Origin of the sequence: Buttiauxella sp., from assembly GCF_049686335.1 — a bacterium.
Taxonomy (GTDB): Bacteria; Pseudomonadota; Gammaproteobacteria; order Enterobacterales; family Enterobacteriaceae; genus Buttiauxella.
This window is the reverse complement of sequence record NZ_JBAVHX010000039.1, coordinates 42,923-58,994: the sequence shown is the minus strand read 5'-3', so window position 1 is coordinate 58,994 and position 16,072 is coordinate 42,923. Positions and strand designations below refer to the sequence as shown.

Below are 16,072 nucleotides of genomic sequence, written 5' to 3'. Positions count from 1 at the left end.
CTCCCGGCAGATTTGTCGGGCGCGTGAACGTAGCCAACAAAGAGGCAAATTGAAGGATGACGGATATTATCCTGGGATCTCGAATGGCCCACCCTGTTCTATCGCTCGCTGCCAGGCCGGACGTAGTTGTATGGTATTAAACCAGTTTTGCAGATTAGGTAAATCGTTGATGCCACCGCGAGACAGTAACGCAACGACCGGGAAACTCATTTGAATATCCGCGGCACTGAATGCCTGGCCTGCAAACCACGGATTTTTTTGCAGTGAATCTTCGAGATAACGCGCATGCGTCAGAATCTGTTTATTCAGATACGCCTTTTGCACGCCTTGCCCCAACAAATTACCCACCGGACGCAGCAACCACGGCACTGGCTCTTTACCCAGGCTACCAAACACCAGTTTCATCATTAATAGTGGCATTAACGATCCTTCGGCGTAATGCAGCCAAAAGCGATAACGCAATTTATCTTCGCTGGAAATCGGTTTGAAGCGGCTCTCGAGATCGTAGGTTTCTTGCAGATATTCAATGATTGCCCCGGACTCCGCGAGGATATTGCCGTTATCTTCCACCACCGGTGACTTCCCTAATGGGTGCACAGCTTTTAACGACTCTGGCGCCAGCATGGTGGATTCGCGCTGATAGCGAACAATCTGGTAGGGCACCTGCAGCTCCTCAAGCATCCATAAGATACGTTGCGAGCGAGAGTTATTGAGATGATGAACGATAAGCATGAGTTAACCTTCTGTTTAGCAAGATGAGTTAACTATAGGTAAAAGCGCAAAATGTGGAGTATTAGTGCTGTATAAAAAATACTCAAATAACCTTGAAACTTGCCAGAGGGGATCTACACTTAAGTTGTCAGCGCAATCCGGAACCTCCTGAGAAAGTGTGATTGAGGGACGCTGATGTCGGGGGAAACCCTCCTTGCGAAAAGCGGGATAGATCGAAAGACAAAGACCGGGAACAAACTAAAGCGCCGAAGTTGGGCGCTTTAGTTTTGCTGTCACATCTGTCACATAATGACATTTAACTGCCATTTCTAATCTTCCAGAAGACGCGCGCCCGTCCCCTGTTCGCCGAGTTTGTCGCCAGGATTTCGTAATGGACAATCCGCACCGGACAGACAGCCGCAACCAATACAGCCATTCAACTCATCACGTAAAGCCGTGAGCGTATCGATGCGTCGATCGAGTTCTTCGCGCCATTGCGACGACATCTTCTTCCAGTCGTTTTTATTAATTTTATGCCCGTCAGGCAGCACACCAAATTCTTCACCAATCGTCGCCAGAGGAATACCAATGCGCTGCGCAATTTTAATAATGGCCACGTTTCGCAGCACATCACGCGTGTAGCGCCGTTGGTTTCCGCTATTACGTACGCTTTTGATGAGCCCTTTGCTTTCATAAAAGTGCAACGCTGAAACTGCCACGCCGCTGCGCTTCGCCACTTCACCTGGGCTGAGCAAAGATTTAAATCGGGGTGATTTCTTTTCCAAAATGGTCTTTACCTCAAGTTAACTTGAGGAATTATACTCGCAGCCAACAGAACCTGCTAATTGAAATCGGGCTTGAGGATGGCGTATGGCACATCAGGATATTATTCAAACTTTGACTGAATGGATTGACGATCACATTGATCAACCGCTGAACATTGATGTTGTGGCAAAAAAATCTGGTTATTCAAAATGGTATCTGCAACGGATGTTCCGTACAGTGAAGCGCCAGACCCTGGGCGAATACATTCGTCAGCGTCGTTTATTAATGGCGGCAAAAGAGTTACGCAACACTCGACGCCCGATTTTTGATATTGCGATGGACTACGGTTATGTCTCCCAGCAGACCTTTTCACGTGTTTTTCGCCGTGAGTTTGACCGCACCCCAACTGACTATCGCCATCACGCCTGACGCGCTTTGCCAGAAATTTGTCCTTTAGTACATGAATAAAACGGAACAGAAAATGCACTGCAAAAGTGGTGATTAAAAGAACAAATGTGATATAGTTCACACATCCTGTGTAACAGGAATCTTCTTACATTTTCTGTACCCACTCATTTCCAGACGGTCTCTGTGCTGTAATTGCTGCGCCTTGTGTCGCGCATAACCGTTGAGCGTAATGAGTTATGTGATAAAGGAACAATTTCCATGGCGGCAATCACTACCAGCGTTCTATTAATGCGCTGGCCATTAGTCAGTGCGGTGTTGATGTTTGTAGCTAGCACGTTGAATATCCAGTTTCGCAAATCCGATTACACGTTTTTTGCCATCGTCAGCAGTATGCTGGGGATAGCTTCTGCTTTATGGTTTGCGACGGGTTTGCTAGGGCTGGAGTGGACGGATTTCCCGGTCATCTGGGCATCGTTTAAAGACATCATGATTGAGATCTCAAGCCATACCCCGCCAGAATGGCCGATGGTGATGACCTGATGGGTCTGAGTTAAACGAGTCTGTTTTGAAAATGTAAAAGGCCTCTTTCGAGGCCTTTTTTGTTTTTGTGAATCTACAGCTTTTGATGGAAACGGTCAGGTTCCTGAGTAGATATCAAAACTAAAGTATTTTGCCGCCAGTTTTTTGTAGGTTCCATCGGCGAGGATCTGGCTAATCGCGCCATTCAGTGCTTCGCGCAACTCCGTGTCATCTTTACGCAAGCCAATCGCGGCACCCGCATCGAATAATTCAGGATCCTGCAATGCGCCACCGACAAAAGCAAAATCCTTGCCCTGCGGTTTTTTAAGGAAACTGTATTCAGCCATGACGCCAGAAAGCACCGCGCCGTCTATGCGCCCGGATTCTAAATCTCGTACCACCATATCCGCGCCCTGATAAGCGACAACATTCACACCCGCACTACGCCAGTTTTTGTTGGCGAAGGTTTCCTGGGCTGAACCTTGTTCCACACCGATGGTTTTGCCCTTCAGTTGCTCAACATCTGCTTTTATTGGCGTGTTTTTATGGGCGACAAGGAATACCGGACCGTTATAAATTTTGTCCGTAAAGGCAATTTGCTGTTTGCGTTTCTCGGTCATATACATACCGGAAAGAATAGCGTCAAACTTTCTCGCCTGCAGTGCAGGAATAATCGCATCGAAGTTATTTTCAACCCAAACACATTTGGCCTGAAGTTTCGCGCAAATAGCATTCCCCAAATCAATATCAAACCCAACAACTTTCCCAGTCGCATCTTTCGATTCAAAGGGAGCAAATGTTGGGTCAACGCCAAAACGGATTTCTTTAATATTATTTGCCAGGGCCGAACTTGTCGCCAGCAGAGCCATCAACGGTAGAATATATTTCTTCATAGTAGCTCCAGTGAATTAACGACAATAGGTTTGCACTAAACGAGAAAAGAATGATGCGCCGGTTGAAATAATATCATCATTAAAATCATACCCCGGGTTATGCACCATACAGCCGCCTTTATCGCCCTTTTCTCCATTGCCTAATAAGAAATAACTGCCCGGTCTTTCTTGCAGCATAAAGGCAAAATCTTCACTACCCGTTGAAGGGAGCACTTTATCGAGCACGGCATCTTTACCAAAGCATTCGACAGCCAGCTCGCGGGCAAAGGCAGTTTGTTCATCATCGTTAATCAGCACCGGATAAGAATCATAAACTTCCACATCACAACTCGCGCCAAAGCTCTTCGTCGTCAGATCAGCTAATTCTTCAATTCTTTTAATTAATAGATCGCGGATTTCTGGTTTCATGGCACGCACGGTTAATTCCATTACCGCACTATCCGGAATAACGTTCGAGGCGATACCGGACTGGAAAGTCCCGACGGTCACAATGGCCGTTTCACCGGGCGTCACATTGCGCGAAACAATAGTTTGCAGCGCGGTGATTAACGCCGCGCCCGTCACGATGGGATCAACAGTACGTTGCGGGTAAGCGCCATGGCCGCCGTAACCTTTAATGGTGATTTTTACTGTATCCGCCGAGGCCATAAAATTGCCGGAATAAAACCCTAGTTTGCCTGTCGGTAAACCGGGCATGTTATGCAACGCAAATACGCGGTCACATGGGAAACGGTCGAACAGCCCATCTTTAATCATTAAGTCCGCACCGCCGATCGCTTCTTCGGCTGGCTGGAAAATAAGGTGCACAGTGCCGTTAAATTCACAGGCTGGTGAGGCAATATATTTTGCTGCCGCTAATAGAATGGTGGTGTGGCCATCATGGCCGCAGGCATGCATTTTCCCAGGCACAGTACTCGCCCACGGTAAATTGGTTTCTTCAAAGATGGGCAGCGCATCCATGTCAGCACGCAGGCCGATAGATTTCGTGGAGTCGCCTTTTTTCAACGTCCCGACAACCCCCGTGGTGCCAATACCCCGCGTGACCTGGTAGCCCCAGGTTTCAAGTTGCTGCGCCACTAAGTCGCTGGTTTTAAACTCCTCCAGACTTAATTCTGGATTAGCATGGAGATAATGCCGTATTGCTATCATCTCAGCTTCAGATGCTTTTATTTCTGGAATAACGAAATCCGTCATGCTGTTCTCCGGTGGAGTTATATTGTGTTTGCACAAAACAACTTAGCTGGATAACGTTTTAATGCAAGTTGGATTACTTATAGTGAGATGGCATGCATTCAGATTACTTATGTGATTTTCATGTCGTTAATTTAGCTGAAAAAAAACCCCGCCTATGCGAGGTTTTTAAATCACGTTTTATTCCAGTTATCAGAATGGAATATCGTCGTCAAAGTCCATTGGTGGTTCATTGTTAGATGGCGCTGGTGCGCTCTGCTGCGGACGAGCTTGCGCGCCGCCGCTGAACTGGTTGCCACCCTGCTGCGGTTGCTGAGGCTGACCCCAACCACCTTGCTGCTGACCTGGGTTACCGCCACCTGCTGGAGCACCGCCTGCTGCACGGCCACCCAACATTTGCATGGTGCCGCCAACGTTAACCACGACTTCGGTAGTGTATTTTTCAACGCCAGCCTGGTCAGTCCATTTACGCGTCTGCAATGCACCTTCGATATAAACCTGGGAGCCTTTACGCAGGTATTCACCCGCGACTTCTGCCAGTTTGCCGAACAGCACTACACGGTGCCATTCAGTCTTTTCTTTGGTTTCGCCGGTTTGCTTATCGCGCCAGGACTCTGACGTGGCCAGAGTAATGTTGGCAACTGCGCCACCATTTGGCATGTAGCGTACTTCCGGGTCTTGACCCAGATTCCCGACGAGAATCACCTTGTTTACGCCTCTGCTGGCCATGATCGTGTCTCCTGAAACGTTTTATGAATAGTGTAAACCCTCGATTCTACCACGCCACCCCTAATCTTTATAGCTGCGGCATGCATTCCAGAATGTCGGCAAGGTATACATTATTGCATTAAAGCACTGGATATCCATTCAGGTTTTATTGTGTCATAATTAGCCGTTTGTGATCGTCGGCGGCCTCCTGTGCGGCCTGGCAAAAAGCGTTTAAACCGGGAAAGGTGAATGGATAAGATCGAAGTTCGGGGCGCCCGCACCCACAATCTAAAAAATATTAACCTCGTGATTCCACGCGACAAGCTGATTGTCGTGACTGGGCTTTCGGGTTCTGGCAAATCCTCACTGGCTTTCGACACCTTATACGCCGAGGGGCAGCGTCGTTACGTCGAGTCCCTCTCCGCCTATGCGCGTCAGTTCCTGTCGTTGATGGAAAAGCCGGATGTCGACCACATTGAAGGTTTGTCGCCTGCGATTTCTATCGAGCAGAAATCCACGTCCCATAACCCGCGTTCAACCGTCGGCACCATTACTGAAATTCACGACTACCTGCGCCTGCTGTATGCCCGCGTGGGTGAGCCACGCTGCCCGGACCATGATGTCACGTTGGCGGCACAGACTGTCAGCCAGATGGTCGATAACGTTTTAGCGCAGCCAGAAGGCAAGCGCCTGATGCTGCTCGCGCCGATCATTAAAGATAGAAAAGGCGAGCACACCAAAACGCTGGAGAACCTGGCAAGCCAGGGTTATATCCGCGCAAGGATCGACGGCGAAGTGTGCGATCTTTCCGATCCGCCTAAGCTTGAATTACAGAAAAAACATACCATTGAAGTGGTGGTTGACCGTTTCAAGGTGCGTGAAGATTTAGCCCAGCGCCTCGCTGAGTCGTTTGAGACTGCGCTGGATTTATCCGGTGGTTCTGCGGTTGTCGCCGATATGGATGACGAAAAAGCCGAAGAGTTGCTGTTCTCTGCGAACTTTGCCTGCCCGATTTGCGGCTACAGCATGCGTGAACTGGAACCGCGCCTGTTCTCGTTCAACAACCCGGCCGGTGCTTGTCCAACCTGTGATGGGCTTGGCGTGCAGCAGTATTTCGACCCAGAGCGTGTGGTGCAAAACGGTGAGCTTTCGCTGGCTGGCGGTGCAATTCGCGGCTGGGATCGCCGTAATTTCTATTACTTCACGATGATGCGTTCGCTTGCGGAGCATTATAAATTCGATGTCGAAACGCCGTGGAATGAACTGAGCGCCAGCGTGAAAAACGTGGTGCTTAACGGTTCCGGTAAAGAGAGCATTGAATTCAAATACATAAACGATCGTGGTGATACGTCCGTGCGCCGCCATCCGTTTGAAGGCGTTTTGCATAATATGGAACGCCGCTATAAAGAGACCGAATCTTCCGCAGTGCGCGAAGAGCTGGCGAAATTTATCAGCAACCGTTCATGCTCAAGCTGCGAAGGGACGCGTCTGCGTCGTGAAGCTCGCCATGTGTATGTCGAAAATACTCCGTTGCCGACCATCTCAGACATGAGCATTGGCCATGCGATGGAGTTCTTCCAGAACATGAAGCTCAGCGGCCAGCGTGCGCAAATCGCTGAGAAAGTGCTGAAAGAGATTGGCGATCGTCTGAAATTCCTGGTGAATGTCGGTCTGAATTACCTGTCACTTTCACGTTCCGCCGAGACCCTTTCCGGTGGTGAAGCGCAACGTATCCGTCTGGCGAGCCAGATTGGTGCGGGTCTGGTTGGCGTGATGTATGTGCTGGATGAACCGTCAATCGGTCTGCATCAGCGCGATAACGAACGTCTGCTGGAAACCCTGATTCACCTGCGCGATCTGGGGAATACCGTGATTGTGGTCGAGCACGACGAAGATGCTATTCGCGCCGCAGACCATATTATCGATATCGGCCCAGGTGCCGGTGTTCACGGCGGCCAGGTCGTCGCTGAAGGCACCATGCAGGACATTATGGACGTGCCGGAGTCGCTCACCGGGCAGTTCCTCAGCGGTAAGCGTGAAATCTCCGTACCGAAAAAACGTGTTCCAGCCGATCCTGAGAAAGTGCTGAAGCTGGTTGGCGCGAAGGGTAACAACCTGAAAGACGTGACCCTGACGCTGCCAGTAGGCTTGTTCACCTGCGTGACCGGGGTTTCGGGCTCAGGTAAATCCACGCTGATTAACGATACCTTATTCCCTATTGCCCAACGCCAGTTGAACGGCGCGACGATTGCGGAACCTGCGCCGTATCGCGACGTTCACGGCCTGGAGCATTTCGATAAAGTTATTGATATCGACCAAAGCCCGATTGGACGTACGCCACGCTCAAACCCTGCGACTTATACCGGCGTGTTTACGCCAGTGCGTGAACTGTTTGCCGGAGTGCCGGAATCCCGTGCGCGCGGTTATACACCAGGTCGTTTCAGCTTTAACGTGCGTGGCGGGCGCTGCGAAGCGTGCCAGGGCGACGGCGTTATCAAAGTCGAGATGCACTTCTTGCCGGATATTTATGTTCCGTGCGATCAGTGCCGTGGCAAGCGTTACAACCGCGAAACGCTGGAAATTAAGTACAAAGGCAAGAGCATCCACGAAGTGCTGGATATGACGATTGAAGATGCGCGTGAGTTCTTTGATGCCGTTCCTGCGCTGGCGCGTAAGCTGCAAACGTTAATCGACGTGGGCCTGTCTTACATTCGTCTTGGGCAGTCTGCGACGACCTTGTCAGGTGGTGAAGCACAGCGTGTGAAACTGGCGCGTGAGCTTTCTAAGCGTGGTACCGGCCAGACGTTGTATATCCTTGATGAGCCAACGACTGGCCTGCACTTTGCCGATATCCAGCAGCTGTTGGAAGTTCTGCACCAGTTGCGCGACCAGGGCAATACCATCGTGGTTATCGAGCACAATCTGGATGTAATTAAAACCGCAGACTGGATTGTCGACCTTGGCCCAGAAGGCGGTAGCGGCGGCGGCGAGATCCTCGTTTCCGGTACGCCAGAAACGGTCGCTGAGTGCGAAGCGTCGCATACCGCTCGCTTCCTCAAACCACTACTCAAGTAATTAGCTAGAAAGCTGCTGCCGGGTCTGATCTGGCAGCAGCGATAATGCCTGTTGATACGAGGCATCCACCAGATAGTAAATCTGCGAATCAGGCAGTGACCCATCCAGATAAACCGTGCTCCAGTGTGCTTTGTTCAGATGCGCGCTCGGATAAACATCGCTGTGTTGTTCCCGTAACAGGTCAGCCAGTGCCGGGCTTGCCTTTAACGAAACCGCGGGCCGTTGCTCCACGTCATGCACCATCGCATACATCACATCCGCTACTTTGATTTGTGTGGCCTTCCAGTCGCTATGAACAGTTTGTTCCGCTCCGGGTTTGTTCATGCAGTACTGCAATAGCTCCGAATTGGTCATCTTTATTCCCCTTGATGGACTCGCGTGAAATCGATGTGTTGGACAGTTTTTCTTTTGTAGGTCGGGTAAGTGTAGCGTCACCCGACACAACAGTCGTCGATGGTGGATGACGCTGGCGCTTATCCACCCTACAAACTCTAAGTGTGCGAGCAACTCACCAAAAGGTAAAACCCGATAGGGTATTTTTGATGAAAAAAACGGCGATGAGCTTTCGCGCACCGCCGAGTTTAGAAGGGATAATTGATTAATATTCAGAGTTAACAATCACTTCCTCACCAAACGCCCCGGCTTTTGGAAGCGGCTGATAGCTTGAGTTTGAAGCACGTAACAAGCGGATACCTCGTGCGCCGACATCCTGTGCCGCAGTAATATCACCGTCAGAATCGCCGTAGAACACTTTGATTTTCTTATCTTTCAGCCATTGGGTTTTGGTGTTTTGCCCCGGCTGGTCACCGGCAAAAATAACTGGATTCACCTGAGCTTGTGGGATCTGGAAATCATTTTGCAGCGTTTTGGTTACGGTTTCTGTTTTGGTAGGGCTACGACCCGTGACAAAATAAATGCTGTCACCGCGTTTGAGGTGCATGGCGATGAGATTTTTCGCCACCTCTTTCGGCATGCTGAAGTCATCCCAGCCATTATTCATTTTTTCCCAGAACGCGGCATTTTTCAGGTAATCCTGTTTACCTGGTGAAAACTCTTTTTGCCCGCGATAGAAGCCAGGGCTTGAGAAAAGTACCGTATCGTCAATGTCGAAACCCACGGCCATCGGTGCACGGCCCAACAGGCTATTTTCAATTTGTGCCACAGAAACCCAGTGAATCGGCACTTGCTGCGCCAGCTGCGCAACGGTGACGCCTGGATTCAATGGCGCGGGTGCAGATTCCTTAGCAATAACAGACTGATTCAATCCTAATAACAAACACGCGACACTAAGTGCCAGAGTAATTTTACGCATCGTTTTCCCTTTTGTTTTTATCGTTAGAAAATAGAATGAATGGTCAAAATTCAATTCGACCATACCGATGCGTAAGCGCCAGAGAAAGGTTTTTTTTCAGATTTATCATAGAAAAAGGCGATGATCACAGATTGGGATTTGTGCAGAACACCCTCATCCCAGCCTTCTCCCTGAGGGAGAAGGAGTAAACCAAACCCTTTGCTGGGTGAGGGATTAAATAATGTAAGTGAGTACTTACATTACTGCAGCAAACGCCTGCGCCACGCGCTGTACGTTATTGCTGTTTAGCCCGGCGACACACATACGACCGCTGGCAATCAGGTAGACACCAAATTCGTCACGCAGACGATCAACCTGCTCCGCACTCAAGCCGGTGTAACTGAACATCCCGCGCTGTTTCAGCAGGTAGTCAAAGTTACGCTCTGGCATTTCGGCTTTCAAAACAGACACTAATGCCTGGCGCATATCGAGGATACGGCGACGCATGGTTTCCACTTCTGCCAGCCAGTTGGTTTTGAGCTGTTCGTCGTTCAGAACCGCAGCAACAACCTGTGCACCAAAGTTTGGCGGGCTGGAGTAGTTGCGACGCACAGTGGCTTTGAGTTGGCCCAACACACGGCCCGCCGCGTCGGCATCTTCACAGACAACCGACAATCCGCCGACACGTTCGCCATACATTGAGAAAATCTTCGAGAACGAGTTGCTGACTAACGCCGGCAGCCCTGCGCTGGCAACCGCGCGAATCGCGTAGGCATCTTCTTCCATACCCGCGCCAAAGCCCTGGTAGGCAATGTCGAGGAACGGAATCAGGTCGCGGGCTTTCAGGATTTCGACCACCGCATCCCACTGTGCATCAGTCAGATCAGAGCCTGTCGGGTTATGGCAGCACGGATGCAGCAGCACGATACTTTGTGCAGGCAGCGTATTCAGCGTTTCCAGTAATGCTTCGAAGCGCACGCCGTTGGTTTCACTATCAAACCACGGGTAGGTATTCACTTCAAAACCCGCACCACCAAAGATGGCGACATGGTTTTCCCAGGTCGGATCGCTGACCCAAACCTGCGAATTTGGGAAATAAGTTTTCAGGAAATCCGCACCCACTTTTAACGCGCCAGAGCCGCCAAGTGTTTGAATTGTCGCGATACGCCCTGCCAATAACGCCGGATGATTTGCACCAAATAGCAGCGGTGCAATCGTGCTGCGATAGCTGTTCAGACCTTCCATCGGCAGATAAAGGGATGCGCCATGGGGTTGAGAATTCAAACGTTCTTCCGCTTGAGCAACCGCCTGTAGCTGCGGGATCACCCCATCTTCGTTGTAATAGAGACCGATGCTGAGATTGACCTTGTCACTGCGCGGATCAACTTTGAAACGCTCCATAAGGGAAAGGATGGGGTCGCCAGCATAGGCGTCAACTTTTTGAAACACGGTGAGGTTCTCCTGGTTTACAGTGTGGCGGACATCCAATGTAAACCGGAAGTTGGGCAGAGATCGAGAGGTTTATCGCGGGAATTTGCAGGGTGGATAAGCGTGAGCATCATCCACCCCAGAAACATAAAAATGAAAGGGAGTTAATCCAGGTATTCCATCGCCACCCTTGATGTCAGGCGCGTGATAAGTTCGTAAGCACTCACTTTTGTGATTTCAGCGATTCGCTCAACCGGAAGATTGTCTCCCCACATCACCACGCTATCACCCACTTTTTCTTCTGATTGCGGGCCCAGGTCGACGCAAATCATGTCCATTGCGACGCGGCCAACAATCGGCACTTCCCGACCATTCACCAGAACAGGCGTGCCAGAAGGTGCTGCACGCGGATAACCATCGCCATAACCAATCGCCACCACGCCCAGACGCGTATCGCGCTCAGCAATCCAGGTACCGCCGTAGCCTACCGCTTCACCCGCTTTGTGTTCACGAACAGCAATCAGGCTGGAGGTTAGCGACATCACTGGCTGGAAGCCAAAGTCTGTGCCCCACGGCTTTTGTTCAAGGGGTGACACGCCATACAGGATGATGCCTGGACGAACCCAGTCCATATGCGAGTCTGGCCACAGCAAGATGCCACCCGACGCGCCAATAGAGCGCTGCCCCGGCTTGCCTGCGGTAAATGAATTGAAAATATCAAGCTGACGCAGGGTCGCGTCGGATTCAGGCTCATCAGCGCGGGCAAAATGGCTGACGATATTCACTGGCTGAGTGACATTTTTGCAGCGTGAAAGGCGCTGATAGAAGGCTTCAGCTTCGTGCGGCAAGATGCCCAAACGGTGCATGCCGGTATCAAGCTTCATCCACACGGTAATCGGCTGGCTGATTTCTGCCTGCTCCAGCGCTTCGAGCTGCTCAATACAGTGGACGGCAGTCTGGAAATTTTGTTCGGCAATGGTCGGAAGGTCGCTTGCGTTGAAGAAACCTTCGAGCAGCAGAATGGGCTGAGTAATCCCGCCCGCCCGCAGACGAATGCCTTCTTCAAGACGGGCGACGCCAAATGCATCTGCGTCAGTCAGTGTCTGGGCTGTCTCCAGGAGACCATGCCCGTATGCGTTTGCTTTCACAACCGCCACCATACGACTGGCAGGAGCCAGTTCACGCAGGCGTTGGAGGTTGTGTCGCAGAGCGCGGCGGTTAATTTTTACGGTTGCCGCTTGCATGTTTTGTCCTTGAGAAAAAATTTATCTACATTCCGCACATACGGTGGATGACGCTACGCTTATCCACCTTACGTAGGGCGGGTAAGCGCAGCGTCACCCGCCAAAAATAAAAAAATCAATCCTCATCATATTGCGGGCCTGCGTAATTGTCGAAACGCGAGAACTGCCCGTTAAAAGTCAGACGCACGGTACCGATTGGGCCGTTACGCTGCTTACCGAGGATGATTTGCGCGATGCCTTTCTCGTCACTGTTATCGTTATAAACTTCGTCACGATAGATGAACATGATTAAGTCGGCATCCTGCTCGATGGAGCCGGATTCACGTAAATCCGAGTTAACCGGGCGTTTATCGGCACGTTGTTCCAGGGAGCGGTTAAGCTGCGAGAGCGCCACAACCGGTACCTGTAGCTCTTTTGCCAGTGCTTTGAGCGAGCGTGAAATCTCCGCGATTTCCAGCGTACGGTTGTCCGACAACGAAGGCACACGCATCAACTGCAGGTAGTCGATCATTATCAGGCTCAGGCCGCCATGTTCGCGGTAGATACGACGCGCACGCGAGCGCACTTCCGTTGGCGTCAGGCCGGACGAGTCATCAATGTACATATTGCGTTTTTCAAGCAAGATGCCCATGGTGCTCGAAATACGCGCCCAGTCTTCATCGTCGAGCTGACCGGTACGGATTTTGGTCTGATCGACGCGAGATAATGACGCCAGCATACGCATCATGATCTGTTCACCTGGCATCTCGAGGCTGAAAATCAGCACCGGTTTTTCCTGCAACATCGCGGCGTTTTCGCACAAGTTCATGGCAAATGTGGTTTTACCCATCGACGGACGCGCCGCCACGATAATCAGGTCTGATTTCTGCAGGCCGGCCGTTTTCTTATTCAAATCCTGGTAGCCCGTATCCACGCCCGTCACACCATCGTGAGGAGTCTGGAAGAGCGTTTCGATACGCGAAACAGTGGCTTCGAGGATTTGGTCGATGCTTTTTGGCCCTTCGTCTTTATTCGCGCGACTCTCAGCAATCTGGAACACGCGTGACTCGGCGAGGTCGAGTAAATCTTCGCTGGTACGCCCTTGCGGGTCATAACCGGCATCGGCGATTTCATTCGCCACGGCAATCATTTCACGAACAACGGCGCGTTCACGCACGATGTCGGCATAAGCACTGATGTTCGCAGCACTTGGCGTATTTTTTGATAATTCGGCCAGATAGGCGAAACCACCAACGCTTTCCAGGTTGCCCTGTAATTCCAGAGACTCAGAAAGCGTGATCAGGTCGATTGGCTTGCTCATTTCGAGCAAACGCTGCATTTCGGTGAAGATCATGCGGTGTGGACGGCTGAAAAAATCGTTAGCCACGACGCGCTCGGAGACGTTATCCCAGCGTTCGTTGTCCAGCATTAAACCGCCCAACACCGACTGCTCCGCTTCCAGAGAATGTGGCGGCATTTTCAGCCCTTCCATCTGACGGTCGCGGTGTTCGTTCGGTTTGTTGAAGGGTTTATTTCCTGCCATAGTGAGGGAGTTACCAAAATTCAGATAAGAGAGACGAGAGTTTACTCTATCTCCCTCCGAGGAAACAGAAGGAGTTCTCATGGCAACACGCATTGAATTTAGCCAGCACGGCGGGCCAGAAGTCTTAAAAGTTGTCGAATTTACCCCAGCCGCTCCCACAGACCACGAAGTACAAGTTGAAAACAAAGCGATTGGTATCAACTATATCGATACCTATATTCGTAGCGGTTTATACCCGCCTCCGATGCTGCCAAGTGGCCTCGGAACCGAAGCTGCGGGCGTGGTAAGCAAAGTGGGCAGTGCGGTCACGCATCTTAAGGTCGGCGATCGCGTTGTCTATGCACAATCCGGGCTTGGCGCGTACAGCAGTGTGCATAATGTGCCCGCGGATAAAGCCGCAAAACTCCCTGATGCTATCTCGTTCGAGCAAGCTGCCGCGTCATTCCTGAAGGGTCTGACGGTCTATTATCTGTTGCGTAAAACCTACGATATTAAAGCCAACGAAGTGTTCTTATTCCATGCCGCCGCCGGTGGTGTTGGGCTTATCGCTTGCCAGTGGGCCAAGGCGCTGGGTGCAAAACTGATTGGTACCGTGGGGTCGGCGCAAAAAGCTGAAAGCGCTAAAAAAGCCGGTGCCTGGCAGACCATTAACTATCGCGAAGAGAATCTTGTCGAGCGCGTCAAAGAGATTACCGCCGGCAAAAAAGTCGCGGTGGTTTATGACTCGGTTGGGAAAGATACCTGGGAGGCATCACTTGACTGCCTGCAACGCCAGGGACTGATGGTGAGTTTTGGTAACTCATCGGGCCCGGTGACGGGTGTGAATCTGGGTATCCTTAACCAGAAAGGCTCGCTGTATGTTACTCGTCCGTCATTAAATGGTTACGTGACCACGCGCGAGGAACTCGAAGAGGCCTGCAATGAGCTGTTCTCACTGATTGCCAGCGGGGTTATCAAAGTGGATGTGGCTGAAAGCCAGAAGTTTGCCTTGAGCGATGCCGCTCTGGCACACCAGACGCTGGAGAGCCGCAGCACACAAGGCTCTAGTCTACTGATTCCTTAAAAGAATTTGGGCTTCCCGAGGGAAGCCCATTCTTTTTTTGTTCGCGCTGTGTGTAGGGTACAGCACGATGAATTCTTTGTTCGCAACCCAGTAATAATGTCAGGTTTGGTAAATAATTGATATGCCACCGCCAGCAATCTTAGCCAGAAAGATGCGAGGTTGTGATCAACTCCTCAATACCTGAGAACATCACTCAGTTATTACAAACAAAACCTAGCGCTTATCCGCAACCAGCGACAACGCATGCTCGACCACCGCGATACCGGCACCCGGTTTATGGGCGTTTTCACTCAGATAACGACGCCACTGGCGCGCACCCGGGATACCCTGGAATAAGCCCAGCATGTGGCGAGTCACATGACCCAGATAAGTTCCGTTTGCCAGTTCGCGTTCGATGTACGGGTACATGGCACGAACCGCGGCAACTGTATCCACTTCCGGTTTATCGATACCAAAAATCTCACGGTCAACCGCCGTCAGCAGGCCTGGGTTTTGATAAGCTTCGCGCCCAACCATGACGCCATCCATATGTTCCAGATGGGTTTTTGCCTCTTCCAGCGATTTGATACCGCCGTTGATGGCCATCGTCAGATGCGGGAAATCACGTTTGAGTTGATAGACGCGCGGGTAATCGAGCGGCGGAATTTCACGGTTCTCTTTCGGGCTTAAACCAGAAAGCCAGGCTTTACGCGCGTGGATGATAAACATCTCACATTCGCCCTTCCCGGCGACCGTACCGATAAAATCGCACAGGAACTCGTAGCTGTCCTGGTCATCAATGCCGATACGCGTTTTGACGGTGACAGGAATAGAAACCACATCGCGCATCGCTTTAATGCAGTCGGCAACGCGCTGCGCATCCGCCATCAGACACGCACCGAACATCCCGTTTTGCACACGGTCAGAGGGGCAACCCACGTTCAGGTTAATTTCGTCGTAGCCACGTTCTTCGGCCAGTTTCGCGCATTGCGCCAAAGCCGCCGGATCACTGCCACCTAATTGCAACGCGACAGGATGCTCGTCCTCGCTGTACGCCAGATAATCCCCTTTGCCATGAATGATCGCACCGGTTGTCACCATTTCGGTGTACAGCAGTGTCTGGCTTGATAGCTGACGCAAGAAATAGCGGCAGTGGCGGTCAGTCCAGTCAAGCATCGGCGCAATGGAAAAACGATGTGGCTGGAAGGGAGTCTGGTTTGTTTGTGAGGACATAGGCTGGGTGTTTACGGGATACGGTTAAAAAAGGGTCGCTAC

The 16,072-nt window shown here is 51.1% G+C and carries 15 protein-coding genes; 4 read left to right on the top strand and 11 right to left on the bottom strand.

Annotated features, from left to right (window positions below; genetic code table 11):
• Window positions 1–66 precede the first annotated feature (66 nt).
• Window positions 67–732 (bottom strand): glutathione S-transferase family protein, encoded by a 666-nt coding sequence (locus WBL83_RS22185; protein WP_424591140.1) that lies wholly within the window; start codon window positions 730–732, stop codon window positions 67–69.
• Between the two features lie 308 nt (window positions 733–1,040).
• Complete coding sequence (gene soxR, locus WBL83_RS22180; protein WP_424591139.1) at window positions 1,041–1,496, bottom strand: redox-sensitive transcriptional activator SoxR; 456 nt, start codon at window positions 1,494–1,496, stop codon at window positions 1,041–1,043.
• 85 nt (window positions 1,497–1,581) lie between these two features.
• On the opposite strand from soxR, the gene soxS reads away from it, so the two are divergent.
• Both soxS and WBL83_RS22170 read left to right on the top strand, forming a co-directional pair.
• A complete protein-coding gene (soxS, locus tag WBL83_RS22175; protein ID WP_183272413.1) occupies window positions 1,582–1,905 on the top strand; it encodes a superoxide response transcriptional regulator SoxS in 324 nt (107 codons plus the stop codon).
• Between the two features lie 237 nt (window positions 1,906–2,142).
• Window positions 2,143–2,424, top strand: a complete 282-nt coding sequence (locus WBL83_RS22170) for a YjcB family protein (RefSeq protein ID WP_424591138.1) — start codon at window positions 2,143–2,145, stop codon at window positions 2,422–2,424.
• 95 nt (window positions 2,425–2,519) lie between these two features.
• On the opposite strand, the gene WBL83_RS22165 is transcribed toward WBL83_RS22170, so the two are convergent.
• From WBL83_RS22165 to ssb1, 3 genes are all read right to left on the bottom strand, one after another.
• The gene (locus tag WBL83_RS22165; RefSeq protein WP_424591137.1) at window positions 2,520–3,296 is read right to left on the bottom strand and encodes an ABC transporter substrate-binding protein; all 777 of its coding nucleotides are present in this window, start codon (window positions 3,294–3,296) and stop codon (window positions 2,520–2,522) included.
• A 15-nt stretch (window positions 3,297–3,311) separates the two neighbouring features.
• A complete protein-coding gene (locus tag WBL83_RS22160; RefSeq protein WP_424591136.1) occupies window positions 3,312–4,490 on the bottom strand; it encodes a M20 aminoacylase family protein in 1,179 nt (392 codons plus the stop codon).
• 189 nt (window positions 4,491–4,679) lie between these two features.
• Complete coding sequence (gene ssb1 / locus WBL83_RS22155; RefSeq protein ID WP_424591135.1) at window positions 4,680–5,216, bottom strand: single-stranded DNA-binding protein SSB1; 537 nt, start codon at window positions 5,214–5,216, stop codon at window positions 4,680–4,682.
• A gap of 228 nt (window positions 5,217–5,444) precedes the next feature.
• Between ssb1 and uvrA the strand changes: the two genes are divergently transcribed.
• Window positions 5,445–8,270: an excinuclease ABC subunit UvrA gene (gene uvrA / locus WBL83_RS22150; protein ID WP_424591134.1), complete on the top strand. Its 2,826-nt coding sequence runs from the start codon at window positions 5,445–5,447 to the stop codon at window positions 8,268–8,270.
• Here the strand turns inward: uvrA and WBL83_RS22145 are convergent, their stop codons facing one another.
• From WBL83_RS22145 to dnaB, 5 genes are all read right to left on the bottom strand, one after another.
• Entirely contained in the window at window positions 8,271–8,624 is a 354-nt protein-coding gene (locus tag WBL83_RS22145; protein WP_424591133.1) for an MmcQ/YjbR family DNA-binding protein, read from the bottom strand.
• Window positions 8,625–8,868: 244 nt separating this feature from the next.
• The gene (aphA, locus tag WBL83_RS22140) at window positions 8,869–9,582 is read right to left on the bottom strand and encodes an acid phosphatase AphA (protein WP_424591132.1); all 714 of its coding nucleotides are present in this window, start codon (window positions 9,580–9,582) and stop codon (window positions 8,869–8,871) included.
• A gap of 234 nt (window positions 9,583–9,816) precedes the next feature.
• Window positions 9,817–11,010, bottom strand: a complete 1,194-nt coding sequence (gene tyrB / locus WBL83_RS22135; RefSeq protein WP_424591131.1) for an aromatic amino acid transaminase — start codon at window positions 11,008–11,010, stop codon at window positions 9,817–9,819.
• Between the two features lie 143 nt (window positions 11,011–11,153).
• Window positions 11,154–12,233 carry an alanine racemase gene (gene alr, locus WBL83_RS22130; RefSeq protein ID WP_424591130.1) on the bottom strand — a complete coding sequence of 360 codons (1,080 nt, stop codon included), beginning with the start codon at window positions 12,231–12,233 and terminating at the stop codon, window positions 11,154–11,156.
• 115 nt (window positions 12,234–12,348) lie between these two features.
• The gene (gene dnaB / locus WBL83_RS22125; RefSeq protein WP_183272403.1) at window positions 12,349–13,755 is read right to left on the bottom strand and encodes a replicative DNA helicase; all 1,407 of its coding nucleotides are present in this window, start codon (window positions 13,753–13,755) and stop codon (window positions 12,349–12,351) included.
• A 79-nt stretch (window positions 13,756–13,834) separates the two neighbouring features.
• On the opposite strand from dnaB, the gene WBL83_RS22120 reads away from it, so the two are divergent.
• Window positions 13,835–14,818: a quinone oxidoreductase gene (locus WBL83_RS22120; protein WP_424591129.1), complete on the top strand. Its 984-nt coding sequence runs from the start codon at window positions 13,835–13,837 to the stop codon at window positions 14,816–14,818.
• 213 nt (window positions 14,819–15,031) lie between these two features.
• Here the strand turns inward: WBL83_RS22120 and dusA are convergent, their stop codons facing one another.
• Window positions 15,032–16,030 (bottom strand): tRNA dihydrouridine(20/20a) synthase DusA, encoded by a 999-nt coding sequence (gene dusA, locus WBL83_RS22115; RefSeq protein ID WP_424591128.1) that lies wholly within the window; start codon window positions 16,028–16,030, stop codon window positions 15,032–15,034.
• Window positions 16,031–16,072: the final 42 nt, after the last annotated feature.

Coding starts and splice junctions, on each gene's coding strand:
- WBL83_RS22185 (WP_424591140.1), bottom strand. CDS start 732: ATGCTTATCGTTCATCATCTCAATAACTCTCGCTCGCAACGTATCTTA.
- soxS (WP_183272413.1), top strand. CDS start 1,582: ATGGCACATCAGGATATTATTCAAACTTTGACTGAATGGATTGACGAT.
- WBL83_RS22170 (WP_424591138.1), top strand. CDS start 2,143: ATGGCGGCAATCACTACCAGCGTTCTATTAATGCGCTGGCCATTAGTC.
- WBL83_RS22165 (WP_424591137.1), bottom strand. CDS start 3,296: ATGAAGAAATATATTCTACCGTTGATGGCTCTGCTGGCGACAAGTTCG.
- WBL83_RS22160 (WP_424591136.1), bottom strand. CDS start 4,490: ATGACGGATTTCGTTATTCCAGAAATAAAAGCATCTGAAGCTGAGATG.
- ssb1 (WP_424591135.1), bottom strand. CDS start 5,216: ATGGCCAGCAGAGGCGTAAACAAGGTGATTCTCGTCGGGAATCTGGGT.
- uvrA (WP_424591134.1), top strand. CDS start 5,445: ATGGATAAGATCGAAGTTCGGGGCGCCCGCACCCACAATCTAAAAAAT.
- WBL83_RS22145 (WP_424591133.1), bottom strand. CDS start 8,624: ATGACCAATTCGGAGCTATTGCAGTACTGCATGAACAAACCCGGAGCG.
- aphA (WP_424591132.1), bottom strand. CDS start 9,582: ATGCGTAAAATTACTCTGGCACTTAGTGTCGCGTGTTTGTTATTAGGA.
- alr (WP_424591130.1), bottom strand. CDS start 12,233: ATGCAAGCGGCAACCGTAAAAATTAACCGCCGCGCTCTGCGACACAAC.
- dnaB (WP_183272403.1), bottom strand. CDS start 13,755: ATGGCAGGAAATAAACCCTTCAACAAACCGAACGAACACCGCGACCGT.
- WBL83_RS22120 (WP_424591129.1), top strand. CDS start 13,835: ATGGCAACACGCATTGAATTTAGCCAGCACGGCGGGCCAGAAGTCTTA.
- dusA (WP_424591128.1), bottom strand. CDS start 16,030: ATGTCCTCACAAACAAACCAGACTCCCTTCCAGCCACATCGTTTTTCC.